This is a genomic window from Epibacterium sp. Ofav1-8 (genome assembly GCF_022348185.1).
Taxonomy (GTDB): domain Bacteria; phylum Pseudomonadota; class Alphaproteobacteria; order Rhodobacterales; family Rhodobacteraceae; genus Epibacterium.
This window is the reverse complement of sequence record NZ_JAKRFD010000001.1, coordinates 176402-194485: the sequence shown is the minus strand read 5'-3', so window position 1 is coordinate 194485 and position 18084 is coordinate 176402. Positions and strand designations below refer to the sequence as shown.

18 protein-coding genes are annotated in these 18084 nt (G+C 65.4%); 5 read left to right on the top strand and 13 right to left on the bottom strand.

Features of this window, described 5'->3' with window-relative positions; all coding sequences use genetic code 11:
• Positions 1-2: 2 nt before the first annotated feature.
• Complete coding sequence (hemE, locus tag MHM97_RS00895) at positions 3-1046, bottom strand: uroporphyrinogen decarboxylase (RefSeq protein ID WP_239318644.1); 1044 nt, start codon at positions 1044-1046, stop codon at positions 3-5.
• 121 nt (positions 1047-1167) lie between these two features.
• On the opposite strand from hemE, the gene hemC reads away from it, so the two are divergent.
• Both hemC and MHM97_RS00885 read left to right on the top strand, forming a co-directional pair.
• Positions 1168-2124 carry a hydroxymethylbilane synthase gene (hemC, locus tag MHM97_RS00890; protein ID WP_239318643.1) on the top strand — a complete coding sequence of 319 codons (957 nt, stop codon included), beginning with the start codon at positions 1168-1170 and terminating at the stop codon, positions 2122-2124.
• Between the two features lie 135 nt (positions 2125-2259).
• On the top strand, positions 2260-3210 hold the full coding sequence (locus tag MHM97_RS00885; RefSeq protein WP_239318642.1) for a fatty acid desaturase family protein: 951 nt from the start codon (positions 2260-2262) through the stop codon (positions 3208-3210).
• 171 nt (positions 3211-3381) lie between these two features.
• Here MHM97_RS00885 and MHM97_RS00880 read toward each other — a convergent pair whose 3' ends face one another.
• The 5 genes from MHM97_RS00880 to clpS form a co-directional block, all read right to left on the bottom strand.
• Positions 3382-4260, bottom strand: coding sequence for a glycoside hydrolase family 25 protein (locus MHM97_RS00880; RefSeq protein ID WP_239318640.1), 879 nt, complete (start codon positions 4258-4260; stop codon positions 3382-3384).
• A gap of 122 nt (positions 4261-4382) precedes the next feature.
• On the bottom strand, positions 4383-5285 hold the full coding sequence (hemF, locus tag MHM97_RS00875; protein ID WP_239318638.1) for an oxygen-dependent coproporphyrinogen oxidase: 903 nt from the start codon (positions 5283-5285) through the stop codon (positions 4383-4385).
• 40 nt (positions 5286-5325) lie between these two features.
• Entirely contained in the window at positions 5326-6129 is an 804-nt protein-coding gene (locus MHM97_RS00870; RefSeq protein ID WP_239318637.1) for an SDR family NAD(P)-dependent oxidoreductase, read from the bottom strand.
• Positions 6130-6281: 152 nt separating this feature from the next.
• Positions 6282-7268: a methyltransferase gene (locus MHM97_RS00865; protein WP_239318635.1), complete on the bottom strand. Its 987-nt coding sequence runs from the start codon at positions 7266-7268 to the stop codon at positions 6282-6284.
• 39 nt (positions 7269-7307) lie between these two features.
• Positions 7308-7649 carry an ATP-dependent Clp protease adapter ClpS gene (clpS, locus tag MHM97_RS00860; protein ID WP_239318633.1) on the bottom strand — a complete coding sequence of 114 codons (342 nt, stop codon included), beginning with the start codon at positions 7647-7649 and terminating at the stop codon, positions 7308-7310.
• A gap of 90 nt (positions 7650-7739) precedes the next feature.
• Here clpS and MHM97_RS00855 point away from each other — a divergent pair, with 90 nt between their 5' ends.
• Both MHM97_RS00855 and MHM97_RS00850 read left to right on the top strand, forming a co-directional pair.
• Positions 7740-8453, top strand: a complete 714-nt coding sequence (locus tag MHM97_RS00855) for an HAD family hydrolase (protein ID WP_239318631.1) — start codon at positions 7740-7742, stop codon at positions 8451-8453.
• Positions 8454-8859: 406 nt separating this feature from the next.
• The gene (locus MHM97_RS00850; RefSeq protein WP_370645668.1) at positions 8860-10458 is read left to right on the top strand and encodes a D-alanyl-D-alanine carboxypeptidase family protein; all 1599 of its coding nucleotides are present in this window, start codon (positions 8860-8862) and stop codon (positions 10456-10458) included.
• Between the two features lie 209 nt (positions 10459-10667).
• Here the strand turns inward: MHM97_RS00850 and ccoS are convergent, their stop codons facing one another.
• From ccoS to MHM97_RS00825, 5 genes are all read right to left on the bottom strand, one after another.
• The gene (gene ccoS, locus MHM97_RS00845) at positions 10668-10826 is read right to left on the bottom strand and encodes a cbb3-type cytochrome oxidase assembly protein CcoS (protein ID WP_239318628.1); all 159 of its coding nucleotides are present in this window, start codon (positions 10824-10826) and stop codon (positions 10668-10670) included.
• Positions 10827-10846: 20 nt separating this feature from the next.
• The gene (locus MHM97_RS00840; RefSeq protein ID WP_239318627.1) at positions 10847-13030 is read right to left on the bottom strand and encodes a heavy metal translocating P-type ATPase; all 2184 of its coding nucleotides are present in this window, start codon (positions 13028-13030) and stop codon (positions 10847-10849) included.
• A gap of 138 nt (positions 13031-13168) precedes the next feature.
• Complete coding sequence (locus MHM97_RS00835) at positions 13169-13645, bottom strand: FixH family protein (RefSeq protein WP_239318626.1); 477 nt, start codon at positions 13643-13645, stop codon at positions 13169-13171.
• A 3-nt stretch (positions 13646-13648) separates the two neighbouring features.
• Positions 13649-15079: a cytochrome c oxidase accessory protein CcoG gene (ccoG, locus tag MHM97_RS00830; protein WP_239318625.1), complete on the bottom strand. Its 1431-nt coding sequence runs from the start codon at positions 15077-15079 to the stop codon at positions 13649-13651.
• A 146-nt stretch (positions 15080-15225) separates the two neighbouring features.
• Positions 15226-16110: a LysR substrate-binding domain-containing protein gene (locus MHM97_RS00825; RefSeq protein ID WP_239318624.1), complete on the bottom strand. Its 885-nt coding sequence runs from the start codon at positions 16108-16110 to the stop codon at positions 15226-15228.
• A 110-nt stretch (positions 16111-16220) separates the two neighbouring features.
• Here MHM97_RS00825 and MHM97_RS00820 point away from each other — a divergent pair, with 110 nt between their 5' ends.
• Positions 16221-16424 (top strand): hypothetical protein, encoded by a 204-nt coding sequence (locus MHM97_RS00820; RefSeq protein ID WP_239318621.1) that lies wholly within the window; start codon positions 16221-16223, stop codon positions 16422-16424.
• A gap of 567 nt (positions 16425-16991) precedes the next feature.
• On the opposite strand, the gene ccoP is transcribed toward MHM97_RS00820, so the two are convergent.
• Entirely contained in the window at positions 16992-17876 is an 885-nt protein-coding gene (gene ccoP / locus MHM97_RS00815; protein WP_239318620.1) for a cytochrome-c oxidase, cbb3-type subunit III, read from the bottom strand.
• A complete protein-coding gene (locus MHM97_RS00810; RefSeq protein WP_239318619.1) occupies positions 17873-18070 on the bottom strand; it encodes a cbb3-type cytochrome c oxidase subunit 3 in 198 nt (65 codons plus the stop codon). Before MHM97_RS00810 ends, ccoP begins: the two co-directional genes overlap by 4 nt.
• Between the last annotated feature and the right edge of the window lie 14 nt (positions 18071-18084).

Genomic DNA, 18084 nt, shown 5'->3' with positions numbered 1-18084 from the left:
CGTTACTGGCCCGCGCCCTCGCGCACCGTGTCGATCATCAGCTGCACATTGTCAGGATCGGCATCGGGGGTGATCCCATGGCCGAGGTTGAAGATATGCGGCCCCTGCGACAGGGCCTGCACGATGCGACGCGTATCCGCCACCAGCGCCTCGCCCCCGGTGACCATGTGCCGGGAGGCCAGATTGCCCTGCACGCAGCCGTCCACCTGCACATGCGCCGCCGCCCATTCCGGATCCACGGAATTGTCGAGCGCCACGCAATCGACGCCGGTGGCCTTGTGGAAGCCCACGTATTTCTCGCCTGCCTCACGCGGGAAGCCGATGACCGGAATGCCGGGGTGGCGCGCCTTCAGCGCCGCGGTGATCTCGCGCGCGGGCTCCAGCGCGTATTTCTCGAAGGCCGCGCCCTTCAGCGATCCGGCCCAGCTGTCAAAGATCTTCACCACCTCGGCCCCGGCCTCGATCTGGGCCGAGAGGTAGTGAATGGTCGCCTCGGTGATCCGCGCCAGCAGCGCCTCGAACAGAGCGGTGTTTTCCTGCATCAGCGCATGAGCCGGCCCCTGATCCGGGGTGCCGCGCCCAGCGATCATATAGGTGGCCACGGTCCAGGGCGCGCCGGCAAAGCCGATCAGGGTGGTGTCCGACGGCAGTTCCCGCGACAGGATGCGCACGGTTTCATAGATCGGGTTGAGGGTCTCATGCACGTCGCCCGCGGGGCCGAGCTTGGCAAAATCCGCCTCCGTGGTGATGGTGGACAGGCGCGGGCCTTCGCCGGTGACGAACCACAGCTCCGCCCCCAGCGCCTGCGGCACCAGAAGAATATCCGCAAACAGGATCGCGGCATCAAACCCGTAGCGGCGGATCGGTTGCAACGTCACCTCGGCGGCCAGCTCGGGATTGTAGCACAGGCTCAGGAAATCGCCGGCCTGCGCCCGCGTGGCGCGGTATTCGGGCAGGTAGCGGCCCGCCTGGCGCATCATCCAGATGGGCGGCACGGCCTGCGTTTCGCCTGCCAATGCGCGGAGGATCGTCTTTTGCTGGCCCATGCTCTGCCCCTTTTATTACGGTCACTCTGAGGTCTAGCCTCAGCGGCAAATTGTCAAGGCTTGCCAGCCCGCACAGACTGGCGCTTGCCACGGCATAATGTCGCGACTAATCCTGTGCCCCATGACCCTGACCCTGCCCTCTCCCGCTTCGCCCCTGAAGATCGGCACCCGCGGCTCTCCGCTGGCGCTTGCTCAGGCCTATGAGACCCGCGACCGGCTGGCCCGCGCCTTTGAGCTGGAGCCTGCGGCCTTTGATATCGTGGTGATCAAGACCACCGGCGACAACCGCGCCATGATCGACGCGGATCGTCCGCTGAAAGAGATCGGCAACAAGGGGCTGTTCACCAAGGAGATCGAAGAGGCGCTGACCTCCGGCGGCATCGACCTCGCGGTGCATTCGATGAAGGACATGCCCACCGAACAGCCCAAAGGGCTGATGCTGGATTGCTACCTGCCGCGCGAAGATGTCCGCGACGCGTTTGTCTCCCCGCAGATCCGTGCGATTGCCGATCTGCCGGAGGGCGCGGTCGTGGGCACCTCCTCCCTGCGCCGGCGCGCGCAACTGCTGCACCGGCGCCCGGATTTGCAGGTGGTGGAGTTCCGGGGCAACGTCCAGACCCGCCTGCAGAAACTCCACGATGGCGTGGCCAGCGCCACTTTCCTCGCCATGGCCGGGCTGCGCCGCCTCAACATGGCCGAGGAGGTTCCCGCCACGCCCATCGCGCCCGAGGACATGCTGCCCGCGGTGGCCCAGGGCGCCATCGGCATCGAACGCCGCAGCGACGACACAACCGCGGCCACCATGCTGGAGGCCATCCACCACGCCGAGACCAGCCTGCGCCTCGCAGCCGAGCGCGCCTTTCTGGCCGCGCTGGATGGGTCCTGCGAAACGCCGATCGCCGCGCTGGCCGACCTCTCCGGCGGCACCTTGCAGCTGCGCGGCCAGATCCTGCGCCCCGACGGATCAGAAGCGCTAGCGGATCAGCAAAGCTGCGCGATCGAGGATGGTGCCGAACTCGGTCGCCGCATGGGCGAGGCTCTGCGCGCGCGGGCGGGAGAAGGGTTCTTCAACCACTGACCGACGGGCCCGCGCTCCCGCGGTTGCGACTGTCAGAACCGGTCGCAGCCTGCGTGACGCCACGCCCTGATTGACGCAACGCCCCTTCCGCTGCCAGCCTGAGACGACAGGATCAGGCGGCGGGGAGGGCGCAGGATGACACCGGGCAAGGCCTATCTCAGCAGCGACGACATTCGCCCGCTTGCAGCGCGATCAGACCTGATGGGCGCGTGGCTGGTGCTGCATTGCTGGGGCGTGATTGCGGCAGCGGTGGCGCTGTTTGCGCTCTGGCCCAACCTCCTGACGGCGCTTGTTGCGGTGATGCTCATCGGCTCGCGCCAGTTGGGACTGGCCATCCTGATGCATGAGGCCGCGCATAATGCGCTGTTCAGAACGCGCAGGCTGAATGATCGCATCGGGCAATGGCTCTGCGCGCGTCCGATCCTGGCCGACCTGCCGGCCTACCGCCACTATCATCTGACCCATCACCGCTACACCCAGACCGACAAGGACCCGGATCTGGCGCTTTCGCTGGCCTTCCCGACCACACGCGCCTCCCTCAAGCGCAAGTTCACCCGCGACCTCACGGGCCAAACCGGTCTCAAGCAACTCTTTGGCCAGATCCGCCTGTCCCTCGTGCTGGCCGGTGATCACGAGGCGATGGAGGCCGCCTCGGGTGATTTTGCGCAGACGTTCAAGAGCCCGCGCCTGCTGCCCGCCCTGCCAATGTTCCTGCTGCCGATGCTGGTCATGAGCCTGCTGGGCAGCTGGTGGTGGGGGCTGGCCTTCTGGCTCCTGCCCTATCTGACATGGTTCCAGTTCGTCGTGCGCCTGCGCAATATCGCTGAACATGGCGCGGTGGAGCGCTCGGAAAACCCGTTCCAGAACGTGCGCACCACTTATGCCGGCCCCCTGGCCCGTGCTCTGGTCGCACCCTATTGGGTGAACTATCACCTCGAACACCACATGGTCATGCATGTCCCCTGCTGGCAGCTCCCAAAGATGCACGTTTTGTTGCTGGCGAAAGGACACGGCGCGCGCATGCGGGTGGCAAAAAGCTATGGACAGGCCCTGATCGAAGCGGGCTGGCACCGCCCTAGCACCTGACCACACCGTTGATGCTGCCGCACCAAGCAAGGGGGCACTCCCGCCCCTTTGCGGGTGAGACAAGTCTCCCCCAAAAGCGTTGGGCCCGGCAGGGGCAGCGCCGAAGGCGCTGCCCCTGCCCCCCGGCGATCCGCGCAAGCGGAGCGCAAAACCTCTTGCACCACGCCTGGATCAGCCCTCCGCCTCTGCCGGGGGCACCTCCGCCGGCAGGTATTTCCGATATCCAAGCCATTGGAGCCAGTTCTCCGCGCTCCCCGCAAAGGCGTTCAGATCCACATTCCCCTTGATGCCGGGAACGGAGCCTGTGCCGGTGTATTGCCAGAACACCCAATGCGCGCCGGGATAGACCTGCTCTGGATGCCCGGCGACCGACCGCAGCCAGAAATCCACACCCTGGAGCTGCCCAATCCCGGTGTCGCGATAGAAATCCACCGTGGTATACACCACCGGCCTGCGACCATAGTGCTGCTCGATCTTCTGGATGAAGCGTTCCGCCTCATGCCGCGCCTCGGCCCCGGACGGGCGGCGTTTACAGCTCGGCGAGGCATGGTTCCACTCGATGTCCAGCACCGGTGGCAGGCTGCCCACCTCCTTGGGGACATTTCGGATGAACCAGCGCGCCTGCTCTTCCGGGGTGCGACAGAAATAGTAGAAATGATAGGCCCCGCGTCGCAGACCTGCACGCCGTGCCGCGCGCCAGTTGGACTTGAACTCCGGGTCCAGGTGATCGCCCCCTTCCGTGGCCTTGATCCACGCAAAGGACACCCCCGCCGCGCCGACCTGACGCCAGTCGATATCGCCCTGATAGCGCGCCACATCGATGCCATGGATCGGATAGCCCCATGGCGTGCCCCCGTCCCAGTCATGCGGGTCATTGTCGCCGTATTTCGGATAGGTCGCGAGCGCCGCATAGGCACGCGCAAACGCGGGGTCTATCACCCGCTCGACCTCTCCCTCCAGAGGCGGCGGCGGCACCGGCTCCCGCGTTGCACTGCCGCAGGCGGCCAGCGCCGCGAGCATCCCCAAACCAATCAACCGATGAAATGTCATATCTACCTGCCAAAGAAATCTGCCTGCCTCCATAGAGCCGGAGACAGGCAGATCCTTCAATGCAGAATACCGAATAGGGTCCGCTTTCCCGCGCGCTGAGCGGGTTTACACCGATGCGACCGTCACACCCATTTCGCCAGCGGCGGCAGGCTCATCAACACCGCATTGGCGTCATGCCCGGTCTCCAGACCGAACTTGGTGCCGCGATCATATACAAGGTTGTATTCCGCATAGAGCCCGCGGTGAATGAGCTGCGCGTCTTTGTCCGCCTCAGAGCAGCTCTGTACGCGGCGTTTTTCCACCAAGGGCACAAAGGCCGGCAGGAAGGCGCGGCCAATGTCCTGAACCAGCGCAAAATCCGCCGCCCAGTCGCCAGTGTTGTGATCGTCCAGAAAAATGCCGCCAACCCCGCGCGCCCGCCCGCGATGCGGGATGAAGAAATACTCATCCGCCCAGGCCTTCAGCCGGGGATAGAGGTCGCCGCCATGCGGGTCGAGATGCGCTTGCTGCACGCCGTGGAAATGTGCCGTGTCCTCGTCATACTCAATACAGGGGTTGAGGTCAGATCCGCCCCCGAACCACCAGCCATGCGGCGTCCAGAACATGCGCGTGTTCATATGCACCGCCGGCACATGCGGGTTGCGCATATGTGCCACCAGCGAAATGCCCGAGGCCCAGAACCGCGGATCTTCCTTCATGCCCGGCAGTCCCTTGCGGGCTGCCATCGCGTTTTGCGCGCGTTCGCCAAGTGTACCGTAGACCTCGGAAATATTGACGCCGACCTTTTCAAAGACGCGCCCACCACGCATGACGCTCATCAGGCCACCACCCGCATCAGAGCCATCTTCCGCCGTGCGCTTGGTCTCGCTCACGTCAAACCGACCCGCCTCCATATCGGCAAAGGGACCGTCTGCGTGGCTGTCCTCCAGCCCCTCAAAAGCTGCAACGATCTGATCGCGCAGCTCCCGGAACCATGCTGCCGCGCGCGTTTTTTCTGCGCGCATCTCTGTCGCGTTCTCTGCCATCCGGGCCTCCTGGGTCAGATCGTACTTCGGGCGTGCCGCCTCAATGCACCGGCGCGGTGACGGGATCAAGCAGCGTGCGCCCGCCGTCCAGCGTCAACACCTGCCCGGTCATGAACCCCGACGCCTCAGACGCCAGAAACTGCGCGGTCTCGGTCAGTTCGGTGGGCGGCGCGATCCGGTTCAGCGGCGTGTGCTCCTCGATGTCCTGCCGCAGGGAGCGGTTGTCCTTGAGCGTGGCCTGCATCGACGCACTCATCACAGAGCCGAAGGCGATAGAGTTCACACGAATCTTATGCGGCGCGAGCGACACCGCCAGCGAGCGTGTCATCTGGTCCAGCGCAGCCGAGGTCACGGAGTACCCCATCAGATCCGGGTGGGTGCGCCGGGCGGCAATGGACGACAGGTTGATGATGGCACCATTCGCACCGTCGTCGTCGCGCTCCTCGCCCTGGCGGATCATCCGCTTGGCCACATGCTGCGACAGGCGCAGGGTGGACATCAGGTTCTGCCGCAACAGGAACTCGACGCTTTCGTCATCGGGGTTCAGCGGCTCGCTCGGCACGACCTTGCGGGCGCCATTGACCAAGATGTCGATCTTGTCAAACGCATCGATTGTGGCCGACAACAGGTTGGCGATGGTCAGCCGCTCGCGCAGGTCCCCGGCAAAATGGCGGATATTGCTGTCCTCGACGTCGCTGCCCAGCTCTTGCAGCAGCGCCGATTCATCCTGGTCCACGAACATCACATTTGCGCCTTCGCGGGCAAATTGCCGCCCGATCGCCAAACCGATGCCATTGGCAGCGCCGGTCACGATCGCGGTCTTGCCGGAGATTGAAAAACTCATGGGATAAAGATCCTTGCTTGGTCAGGCGATGCGCCTGTTCCTTGGGCCAGGTTGCAGATCAGAAGTCCCGCAGGGGACCGCATGTCGCCGCGACGATACCCCGAAGGTTTGCAGATTTGAACAGGTTTTGCAGCCGCATCAGCAGACCGGGGTCAGCGCGTCCGGCGCGGACGTGAGGCATGCAGGATCTTGAAGCGATTGTCGCCCGCAACCTCGCTGTGAGAGGCAAACACCGCGCCCAGCGGGGTCTCATACGGCAGATGCCGGTTTGCCACCAGCCAGAGCTGGCCCGCCGGTTTCAGCAGCCGCGCGGCATTGGCGATAAACGCCTGCCCCAGCGCCGGCTCCGCGCTGCGCCCGCTGTGAAACGGCGGGTTCATCACGATCGCATCCAGACTGCCCTTGGCCCCCCAGTCGCGCGCATCCGCCCAGTGAAACTGCGCCCGCGCATCCGTCACATTGCGGCGCGCGCAGGCCAGGGCACCATGATCGGCCTCCACCAGATGCAGCACCTCGACCCCGGCGCGGTTCAGAACCTGCGCCGAAAGATAGCCCCATCCGGCCCCAAGATCGGCCACCTCCTTGCCGAGTTTTGCCGGCAGCGCCGCGGCCAGCAAGGCAGAGGCAGGATCAATGCCATCCGCAGAAAACACGCCCGGCGCCGTTTCATAGCCACCGGCGACCACCTGCGGCGCCGCGATCCAATCGGACAGATCCAGCCCCCCGCCGATGCAAAAGGCTTTGCCATGCGCCTTGGACATGGCGGCAGAGGGGTCGGTGCGTGTCTTCAACGCCTTCAACAGGGAATCGATGCCATCGGTCTTGGCGCCATCAATCAGCACCGGGCCCGTCGTCGTCGCCGCCGCCTGCGCCACCAGATGCCGCGCCAGGGGTTTTGCCCGCGGCAGGAACACCACCGCAGCAGCATAGGTCGCCCCCGGCTGGACCTCGGCCAGGCAGGACAGCCCCCGCGCGGCCCAATCGTCATGATCGGGCTTCAGCGGCTGGATCACCTCCAGCCGGTCCTGCGGCAATGCGGAGAGATCGTGCCCCTCGCGCGGATGGAACACGGCGATTCGCCCCGTTTCAGGAACGGCGAACGCGCCCGATTGAACCGCGAGGCTCAGGCGTTGGGACATCTTGAAAGACCTTTCCGGGACCAACCGCGCAGGGGCGGATCAGTCGTCTTTTTCCATGGTGCATTGCAGCGGATGCTGGTGGCGACGGGCGTAATCCATCACCTGCGCAACCTTGGTTTCGGCGACCTCATGGCTGAAAACGCCAACGACGGCGACGCCTTTTTTGTGCACTGTGAGCATGATTTCAAAGGCTTGCGCGTGATTGAGCCCAAAGAACCGCTCCAGCACGATCACCACGAATTCCATCGGCGTGTAGTCGTCATTCAACAGCAGCACCTTGTAGCGCGGCGGCCGTTGCGTCCGCGGGCGCGTCTTGGTCAGGACACCAAGGTCGCTGTCGTCTTCCGGAGTGTCCGACATCATAACGGGGTGCTTTAGCATGGGATCAAAAGTTTCCAGTCGTGCATCTGCGTTCGTCACCGGCTTATATAGGGGAAGACCCAATAAGGAAAAGAGATTGAGATCGGGATAATGCCTAGAACGCTGACGACCATCGGTTTTGACGCAGATGACACGCTCTGGCACAACGAGCGCTTCTTTCGGGTCACCCAGGACCGCTTTGCCGAACTGCTGATGGATCACACCCCCGACGACATGGGGCCGGAGGAACTGGACCGCAAACTGCTGGACGCCGAGAAACGCAACCTCGGCGCCTATGGCTACGGGGTCAAAGGCTTCACCCTGTCGATGATCGAAACCGCGATCGACGTGACGGAAGGGCGCGTGCCCTCCGCCGTCATCAAGGAATTGCTGGAAGCGGGACAGATGATGCTGTCCTTCCCGATCGAGCTACTGCCCCATGCCCGCAGCACTGTCGAGGCCGTGGCCGAGGACTACAAGCTGGTGCTGATCACCAAGGGCGACCTGCTGGATCAGGAGCGCAAACTGGCGCAATCCGGCCTGGGCGATCTGTTCGACGCCGTCGAAGTGGTGTCCGAGAAGACACCGCAGGTCTATGTCGACATCTTCGACCGCCATGGCTCCGGGGTGGAGCATGCGCTGATGGCGGGCAACTCGATGCGATCTGATGTGGTCCCGGTGGTGGAGGCCGGCGGCTTTGGCGTCTATGTGCCCCACGGTCTGGTCTGGGAGGTCGAACACGCCGAGGCCCCCGCCGACAGCCCCCGGTTTCACGAGATCCGCGACCTCGGCGATCTGCCGACCCTGATCGCCCGCATCGGCTGAGTCCTGCCGAGCAGCGGAGGTTATGTTAACCCTTTGTTTACTGCTGTGACCCCGAGGCCGCATTTGCTCAGGAAATGCACGGTTTTCAGACCCGCCGCCGCAAAGCGAACACCAGAAAATCGCAGGGAACGCAGGCGCCCCGCCCACCCGATCTAGCGGTGCCCTTTCGACAGGACACCACATGTCGAAAGGGCTCGCAAATTGCGCTGTGCAGGCGCTTCGATGTTCCTTCACAACTGGTTTATTCGACCCACCGGCTATGATACGCTGATTGCAGCAGACAAAACGTCAGCCGGAAAATCGGCGACACGAGGCAGACATGGCAGTGATTTCTCAGGTCGATGGCGGTCGTCCCTTCTCTATTTGGGCGGGATTGGTCCGTGAAACGGAACGCACTCCGGGGCAGATGAGCCTCCGCAGACTTGCACGGCGATGCAGGCTGGCCACGATGGGGCTGATGCTGATCGCGGGACTGGTGGTTGCGGCGCAGGCGTCCCGGGTGGAAGCCGCGCCCTATGCGGCGATGGTGATGGATGCGCGCACCGGCGAGGTGCTGCATTCCCGCAATGCCGACACCCGATTGCACCCGGCCTCGCTGACCAAGATGATGACGCTCTACATCGCCTTTGAGGCGGTGCGTAACGGCGAGATCGACCTCGACACCCGAATCACGGTGTCGCGCAACGCCGAAGCCGAACCGCCGTCGGAACTGGGCCTGCGTCGCGGGCAGAAGATCGCCCTGCGCTATCTGATCCGGGCGGCAGCTGTGAAATCCGCCAATGACGCGGCCACCGCCATTGGCGAGGCGATCTCCGGGTCGGAAGCGGCCTTTGCCCGGCGCATGAACCGCACGGCCAAGGCCCTTGGCATGACCCGCACCACGTTCAAGAACGCCCACGGCCTGACCGCCAGCGGGCATCTGTCGACCGCGCGCGACATGACCACGCTGGGGCGGCACATCCTCTATGATTACCCGGAATACTATAACCTGTTTTCCCGGACCTCGACCGATGCCGGGATGAAGGTGGTCTATAACACCAACCGCCGCCTGCTGGCCGCCTATCGCGGGGCCGACGGCATCAAGACCGGCTATACCCGCGCCGCGGGCTTCAACCTCGTGTCCTCTGCCAAACGCGGCGATGAGCGGATCATCGCAACCGTCTTTGGCGGCAAATCCACCGCGTCGCGCAATGCCAAGATCGCAGAGCTCCTGGACCTCGGTTTCCGCCGCGCGCCGGCCTATGCCAAGCTTCAGAAACCGGCGCTGCCGCCCTATGTCGGCAACAGCGGCGTGCAGCTGGCCGAAGACGACTCCCATGGCCTGGCGGGCAAGACCATCCGGGTGAGCGGTGTCATCTCGGAAACCCTGCGCCCGCGCGCCCGCCCCGCCCCCGAGGTCGATCCGGCCGCCCTGGTCGCCGCTGCCGAGATCCCCGAAGAGGCGACCCCGGACACCGGCGAGGAGGTCCAGGTCGCCGCACTTGATTCCGATGCGCTTCAGTCCGGCATCAACAGCGCCATTCTGGAAGTCACCGAAGTCTCCGCCCTGCAACCGGTGGCCCGTCCCGAGAGCCTGCAAGCGCAGACCGACGGCGATGCGGAGCTGAAAGCGGAGATCAGCACCGCCGTGGCCAAGGCGGTCTCCGCCCCCACCCAGCGCCGCTATACCGGTCCGCGCCCGCAGGCCCGCCCGGCCTCCTTTGACACCCGCGTCGCCTCCGTCGAGGAGGAACCGGTGGTGGTGACCCGTCTGTCCACATCGGGGGGGCGCTACTGGGGCATCAACGTCGGGCGCTACACGACGCGGTTCCAGGCCGAAAAGGTCCTGTTGCGCACGGCGCTGGCCGAGATGGAGACCCTCGACGGGTCCCTGCGCAAGGTGGTGCGGAGCCCGCGCGGGTTTGACGCCAATTTCCTCGGCATGACCAAGGACGGCGCAGAACTCGCCTGTCGCCGCCTCAATTCGCGCAATGTGACCTGCGAAACCCTCGGGCCGGCCTCCTGACACCTCGGTTCATGCGGGACCTCCCCACCGGGCCAAGACCGGGGCGCGGTGGCTCCCGCCTGCCAAACGCGCATTGACATGCGCGATTCCAGTTGGGCCCGGCACCGCTGACGCGGTGCGGGCCCGTTTTTCATCGGCCAGATCACAATCAGATGCGGATGCGCCCCAAGGATGCGCCCCCGCGCCCCCCGGGGGCTGTCAGGCACGTGTCAGGGTTTGGGGTGGTCGTCCCACTCATCACTGAGAATGCGCCGCGCGTCCCCTTCCGGATCATCATACTGATCCGAGCGCACGGTGTAGATGAAGCCGATCAGCCCCGCCCCGCCAAGGATCAGGGAAATCGGAATCAGATAGGACAAGACAGTCATACGTGCTCTCCTTCACCCGCTCAGCGCAACCGCAGCGCATTGAGCGACACGGTAATCGAAGAGGTGGACATGGCCAGCGCCGCGATCAAGGGGGTGGCAAGACCGGCAATCGCCAACGGCACCGCAATGATATTGTAGATCGTGGCGATGCGAAAGTTCTCGCGGATGCGGCGGGTGGCCCGGCGCGCCACGCCACAGGCTTCGGCAATCGGCGCAAGGTCCTGTCCCAGCAGCACGATGTCCGACGCCACGCGGGCGGCATCCAGCGCCGAGGCCGGCGAGATCGACACATGCGCCCCGGCCAGGGCGGCGGTATCGTTCAGACCATCGCCGACCATCAGCACCTTGTGGCCGGCCTGGGTCAGATCCTGCACATAGGTCGCCTTCTGCTCTGGCAGCGCTTCGGCCACCCAGGTCCGGATGCCGAGCCGCTGCGCCAGATCCTCCACCGCTGCCGGGGCATCGCCCGAGACCAGCCGCACGTCCTTGCCGGCGTCGCGCAGGGCGGAGACCGCCGCCGCCGCACCCGGGCGCAGGCTGTCGGCAAAGCGGATCGCAACGGGCGCGCCCTCCCCCAGGTCCAGCCATGTGGTGGTTTGCGTCGTCGACGCCGTGGCGCCGACCCAGGCCCCACGGCCCAGCCGGACCTGCCGCCCCGCGAGGCGGGCTTCGGTCCCATAGCCCGGCACCTCGCGCAGATCGGTGACAGCCACAGGCGTGACCCCGGCGGCGCGCGCGGCGCGGCTCAGCGATTGCGCCAGGGGGTGCGCGGACCCCTCTGCCAGCGCCAGCGCCAGTGACAGCTGTTCGCGGCTCAGATCCTCCAGGTTCACAACCTCCGGCGTCCCCGCCGTCAGCGTCCCGGTCTTGTCAAAAACCACCGTGTCCACCTCCGCCAGCCGCTCCAGCGCGGTGGCGTGTTTGACCAGCAGACCGGCCCGGAACAGTCGGCCGGAGGCCGCGGTCGTCACCGCCGGCACCGCCAGCCCCAGCGCACAGGGGCAGGTGATAATCAGCACCGCCGCGGCGATGTTCAGCGCCGTGCGCAGGTCAAACGTGTAGAGATACCAGCCCACGAAGGCGAGCGCCGAGAGGATATGCACCCCCGGCGCGTAGAGCTTTGCCGCACTGTCGGCGAGCGAGGTATAGCGCGACCGCCCCGACTCGGCGATGGCAACCAGATCGGCCATGCGATGCAGCGAGGTCTCTTCTCCGACCGCGGTTGCCCGCAGGGTCAGCGGCCCGGTCAGATTGACCTCGCCTGCGGACACCTGCCGCCCGGGTTCGGCCAGCACCGGCAGGGTTTCCCCGGTCAGAAGCGAGCGATCCAGTTCCGACCGCCCCTCGACGATTTCGCCATCCACCGGCATGCGGCCGCCCGGCCGGACCCGGATCAGATCGCCGATCTTCAGATCCGCGACAGAGACCTCCACCTCCTGGCCCTGCGCATCCAGCCGCCAGGCGCGCGGCACTTCCAGGGCTGCCAGCTCCTCGGCGGCGGATCGGGCCGCGGCACGGGTGCGATGGTCGAGGTAGCGCCCCGCCAGCAGAAAGAAGGTCAGCGTCAGCGCCGCATCGAAATAGGCATGCTCACCGGACAGCGAGGTCTCCCACAGGGAGGTCACCAGCGCCAGCAGCAGCGCCAGCACGATCGGCACATCCATGTTGAGGCGCCCGGCCTTCAGCGCCGCCCAGGCATTGCGATAGAACGGCTGGCCCGCATAGATCACCGCCGGAAAGGTGATCGCGGCAGAGATCCAGTGGAACATGTCACGGGTGGCGTCGGAGGCCCCGGACCAGACCGAAATCGACAAGAGCATCACGTTCATCGAGGCAAAGCCCGCCACCGCCAGCCGCAGCAGCAGGTCCCGGCCCGCCCGATCCGTCGCCGTGGCCGAGAGGGCGGCGGCGTCCAGCTCGTGCGCCTCGTAGCCCAGCGCCTCGCACACCGGCACCAGATCCACCGCCCGCAGATCCGGGTCGGCCTCGACCAAGGCGCGTTTCAGCGTCAGGTTGACCCGCGCATCCCGCACTCCCGGCACCGCATTCAGGCCGCGCTCGACAGCGGAAATACAGGCCTGACAATGGATCGTCGGCAGCGAAATCGCCAGCCGGGCCTCGGTCGGGGCAGTGTCGACCGCCTCGCTCGGGGCGGCAACGCAGCCCGGGCACACGGCCGTCTGATGGCGCAGGGGAGCGGTCATTGCGATGTCTCTTCCAAACCTCTGACAGCGGATGCCACGGGGCGCAGGCGCCGCCGGGGTGACCGTGATGCGCCCGCCGCCAGCCCGGAGGGCGATCCGGGGGCGGACCGACCTGTCGGGCACAGGCGGGTCATCCGCTCAGCGCTGCACATGCAGGATCACCCGCTGCATAAACTCGGTGCCGTCCTCAGCCCGCGCGATCATGCGAATGTTCCAGTTGCCGGGGGCCAGCTCCGCCGAGGCCACATAGGCGTTGCCGTCGAATGTGAACTGCGGCTTCTGGTCGTCCTTCACATGGGTGGCCCGCCCCAGCGTCGCCGTGAGCGAGGCAACCTCCACCGGCTGCCCGTCGCGATCCGTGATCTCCAGCTTGACCTGATCGCCCACCGCAGAGGCATAGACCGACCAGCCCAGCGCCTCCTGCGCGGCGCGGCGGGTGTCGAACTGCTGGCTGGCCACATAGGAGTTCTTCACCTCCAGCCCCGGAAAGGTGCGCACCGCGCTGACCGCCATGTAGATGTTCACGGCAATGATGATGCCAAAGGCGGTGACGCAGATCGCCAGCATGTGCTTGCCGGTGAATTCCCGTGGCTTTGCATCGGTCTTGCTGGTCATGGATCAGTTCCCCCGTCCATTGAAGGTGGTATCGCGATAGGCGCGCTCGCCCGAGGTCACATCCTCGACCCAGAGCCGCAATCCGGTGCTTTCCGCCTCTGCCGGGCCGGTGCCGCGCGGGGCGGTGATATAGACCCGTTGCAGGCTGGCGGTGTCCGCGGGCACATCGACGGTAACACCCTCCTCGCCCTCAAGCGAGACCTGCAACGCCGGATCGCCCACCACCGACAGGGCAAATTCCCGGGTCTCGCCATGTTTGTTCGACAGGCGCACGTCGTAGGTGTTGCGAATGGTGCCATCGGACAGGGTCACGAAGGTCGGATTGCGCACCGGCGCCACCGTCATGTTGATGTCGGCGCGAATGAACAAGGCAAACACCAGCCCCAGCCCGACCCCGCCCCAGAGCGTGGTATACATGATCGTGCGGGGACGCAGGATGTGTTTCCAGACCGGGCGCGGCGGCTTGCCCGCGCGTTCGTTGGTCTCATCCGACAGCGCCATATAGTCGATCAGCCCGCGCGGTTTGCCCACTTTGGCCATGATGTCGTCGCAGGCATCGATGCAGAGCGCGCAGGTGATGCACTCCATCTGCTGACCGTCGCGGATGTCGATCCCCATCGGGCAGACGTTGACGCAGGCCATGCAGTCGATGCAGTCGCCCATTTTGTCGGCCTCGGCGGATTTGCGATGCTTGCCGCGCGGCTCTCCGCGCCAGTCGCGATAGCCCACGGTCAGCGTGTCCTCATCCATCATCGCCGCCTGGATGCGGGGCCAGGGGCAGGCGTAGATGCAGATCTGTTCACGGGCAAAGCCGCCAAAGAAGAAGGTGGTGAAGGTCAGGATCGCCATCGTGGTATAGGCCACGGGATGTGCCTGTCCGGTCACCAGATCCTGCGCCAGCGTCGGCGCATCGGCGAAATAGAACACCCAGGCGCCGCCGGTCGCGAGACCGATCAGGAGCCAGGCAATCCACTTGGTGACCCGCAGGCGGGCCTTGCGGATGTCCCATTTCTTCTGCCGGTGCAGGCGCAGGCGGGCGTTGCGGTCCCCCTCGATCCAGCGCTCCACCAGGATGAAAAGGTCGGTCCAGACCGTCTGCGGGCAGGCATAGCCACACCAGACCCGCCCCAGCGCCGAGGTGAACAGGAACAGGCCGAGGCCCGCCATGATCAGCAGACCGGCGACAAAATAGAACTCATGCGGCCAGATCTCGATCCAGAAGAAATAGAACCGCCGCCCGGCCAGATCCAGCAGCACCGCCTGATCCGGCAGTTCCGGACCACGGTCCCAGCGGATCCATGGCAGCAGGTAATAAATGCCCAGGGTGATCGCCATGATCACCCATTTGAGGGTGCGGAACTTGCCCGATACACGGCGCGGAAAAATGGGTTCCCGTGCGGCATAGAGGCCGGGGGCTTGGCTCGAATCGCTCAACGTCTGGCTCCGATCCTGTGACAGGTCTGATGGTGTTCTCCCAGAGGCCGGCCGGCGAGACTTTGACGTGGATCAAAATTTGCATTTTACATGTGCGTTTTGCGCAAATGTCGCAGCCTTCAGGAGCCCGCAGCAAATTTCTGCGGTCACCTCAAGGAGGTAGAAGCGCGCTCGCGCCGCAACCAGTTGACGAAATGCCGCGCACCCGGACGCAGGAGCCCCGGGCGGTGCACGATATGGTAGCCACGGCCCTGTTCTTCGCAGAAAAGCTCGGTCAGGCGCCCGGCGGCCACATCCGGCGCGACGAAATCGCGCACCGACACCGCCACCCCCTGCCCGGCGCGCAGGGCCTCCATCAGCAGGTTGCCGGGCAGGACAACCCGGCCGGCCTTCAGACTGTCCTCGACCCCGCGCGACCGCAGCCAGACCGAAGCCTCGTTGGTGCCGATTTCCTCAAGCCAGGGCAGGTCGAGCAGATCCTCGGGTTGTTCCACCCGGCGCTGGTCCAGCAAGCCGGGCGCTGCCACGACGACCATGGGCGAGGGCAGCAGCATCTCGGCCTCCAGCCCGGGCCAGGCGCCGTGCCCGTAGCGCAACGCAACATCGATGCCGCCCGGGGTCATCTGCACCACCTCGCCCGTGGGGTCGATGACCAGATCCACCTCCGGATAGGCCTGCCGGAACCCGGCCAGGCGGGGCATCAGCCAATGGGTGGCAAACATCGGCGTGCAGGTCACATGCAGGGGCTGCCCGGCGCCTCGTCTGGTCAGGTCCTGCACCGCGGCGCGAATGGCGCCGAACCCCAGCGTCAGGGCCTGCGCCAGATGTTCGCCTTCGGCTGTCAGCTTCAGGCCACGGCCAGACCGGTCCAGCAGCGGCACCCCCATATGGGCCTCCAACTGGCGCAGCTGCTGGCTGATGGCCGCATGGCTGACATTCACCAGCGCGCCGGCCTGTTGCAGATTGCCGGTTTCGGCAAAGACGGCAAAGGCGCGCAAGGCGGCGAGCGGAGGCATGTCACGCCAGTTCATATGTAATCCCTGCTTACATGTCGGATTTCTTCCTGACTCGCATAGATGGGTGAGTCGGGCAAGTATGAGCACAGATCCAGCGTGTGGATCACATGCCAAGGAGATGTGCCATGTTAGTTGATATTTACGCCCGCACCCTGCTGAACGCGACCCGTCACGGTGATCTGCCGCAGCGCCCATTGCCGCAGCCGTATCGCGCGCCCCGGCGTCGCCCGGGGGCTCTGCGCCGCCTGATCTCGGCGCTCTGGGCGCGGCGTCCGCAGCCCGCGACCACCGGCACCCCGCGCTGCGATGTCCCGGTGGCCTGCAAGTAATAGCCCGCACTTAAAAGCGACGCGATCACGGGTTTCGCTTCGGGCTTTGCCCGAAGCGACCAGCGCGGCGCGGGCCCCCCTTCAAACCTGTGCGCATCAGGACACCCGTTGCAGGAGGCACCACGCCGTCATCCCGCCCCCGAGTCGCCCAGATGACAAACAGGAGACAAACAGGGGACGCGGGCCAAACGGCGCTATTGCAGGGCGTATGAGAAGAAAAAGCGCCGGCTCCCCAGGAAACGCGCGAACAAGCAGGGAACCGGCGCTGGAAACACCCGCCGGGAGATCCTGGCGGGGTACGGCGGAACTCGGGGCCTGACACGATAGCCTTCCCAACCATGGCCCAGAATTCCGTCTTGCCCCCAGAGTGCCCCGCCGCCACCCGCAGAGCCTTGATGCAGATCAACTGCACCCGGATTTTTGCAAAAACGCCGCGACCGATGCTGTTTGCCGCGTGCGGCACAGGCGGGCGGCGGGAAGCCACCCCGCCCGCAACGCAAAGGGCCGCCCCCATCGGGGCGGCCCGGTCGTGTTCAGCGATCCGTTTGTCAGGGACCGGCGCGCGATTTACTCGCCCCCGCCCAGCTGGTGCACATAGGCGCTGACGGCGCGGATCTCGGCCTCGCTCAGACGGCTGTCCCAGTTCGGCATGACCCCAAACCGCGAGTTCCAGACGGTCTCGTACAGGGTGTCGTAGTCGCCGCCATAGAGCCAGATCGCGTCCTTGAGGTTCGGCGCCCCCTGATAGATATCACCCGAGGCGTCCTCGCCATGGCAGGAGGCGCAGTTTTCCTCAAACACCACGGCCCCCTCGGCCACTTCGGTAGCATCCTTGGGCGTGCCGGACAGGGACATCACATAGTTGACCACCTGGCTGACCTGCGTCTTGTCCAGCAGCTCGTCCCGCCCGAAGGCCGGCATCGCGGAATAGCGCGCATCGTCGCTGTCCTCGTTGCGGATCCCGTAGGCGACGGTGGTGTAGATGTCCTCCATGGTGCCGCCCCAGAGCCAATCGTCATCCAGAAGGTTGGGATAGCCCTTGGCCCCTGCCGCGCCGGAGCCGTGACACTGGGCGCACCAGGTCTTGAACACCGCAGAGCCGGCGGAGACCGCATAGCCCTCTAGCTCGGGGTGGTTAGGAATCGCCGCCAGCTCCAGTGCTTCCAGTTCGGCATTGATCGGCGCATTGGCGGTCTCGACCGCGGCGATCTCCGCCTCCACCTTGGCGCGCGAGGACCAGCCCAGCATGCCGGAGGTCGCCTCGCTCACCAGCGGCCAGGCGGGATAGGCGATGGTGTATCCGATCCCCCAGACGATGGTGGCGTAGAACACCCACAGCCACCAGCGCGGCATCGGGTTGTCGAATTCCATGATCCCGTCCCACTCGTGGCCGGTGGTCTTAGGATCGCCATCGTGGATCTTGACCTTGTTGGTGTTGCCCGTGTCACTCATTGCTGGGCCTCCGATTGAGTGGCGCTCTCGGGCGCCGGCTTGTCCGCATTGCGAAAGGGGATATTGGCTGTGTCCTCATAGGTCTTGGTCGAACCGGGGCGAAACGCCCAGATCACCACACCGATGAAAAAGAGGAACAGAAAGAGAAGCATCCAACTGTCCGCGAACTGTCGCAGCAGGGAATAGGTTTCCATGGCTCGATCCTCCC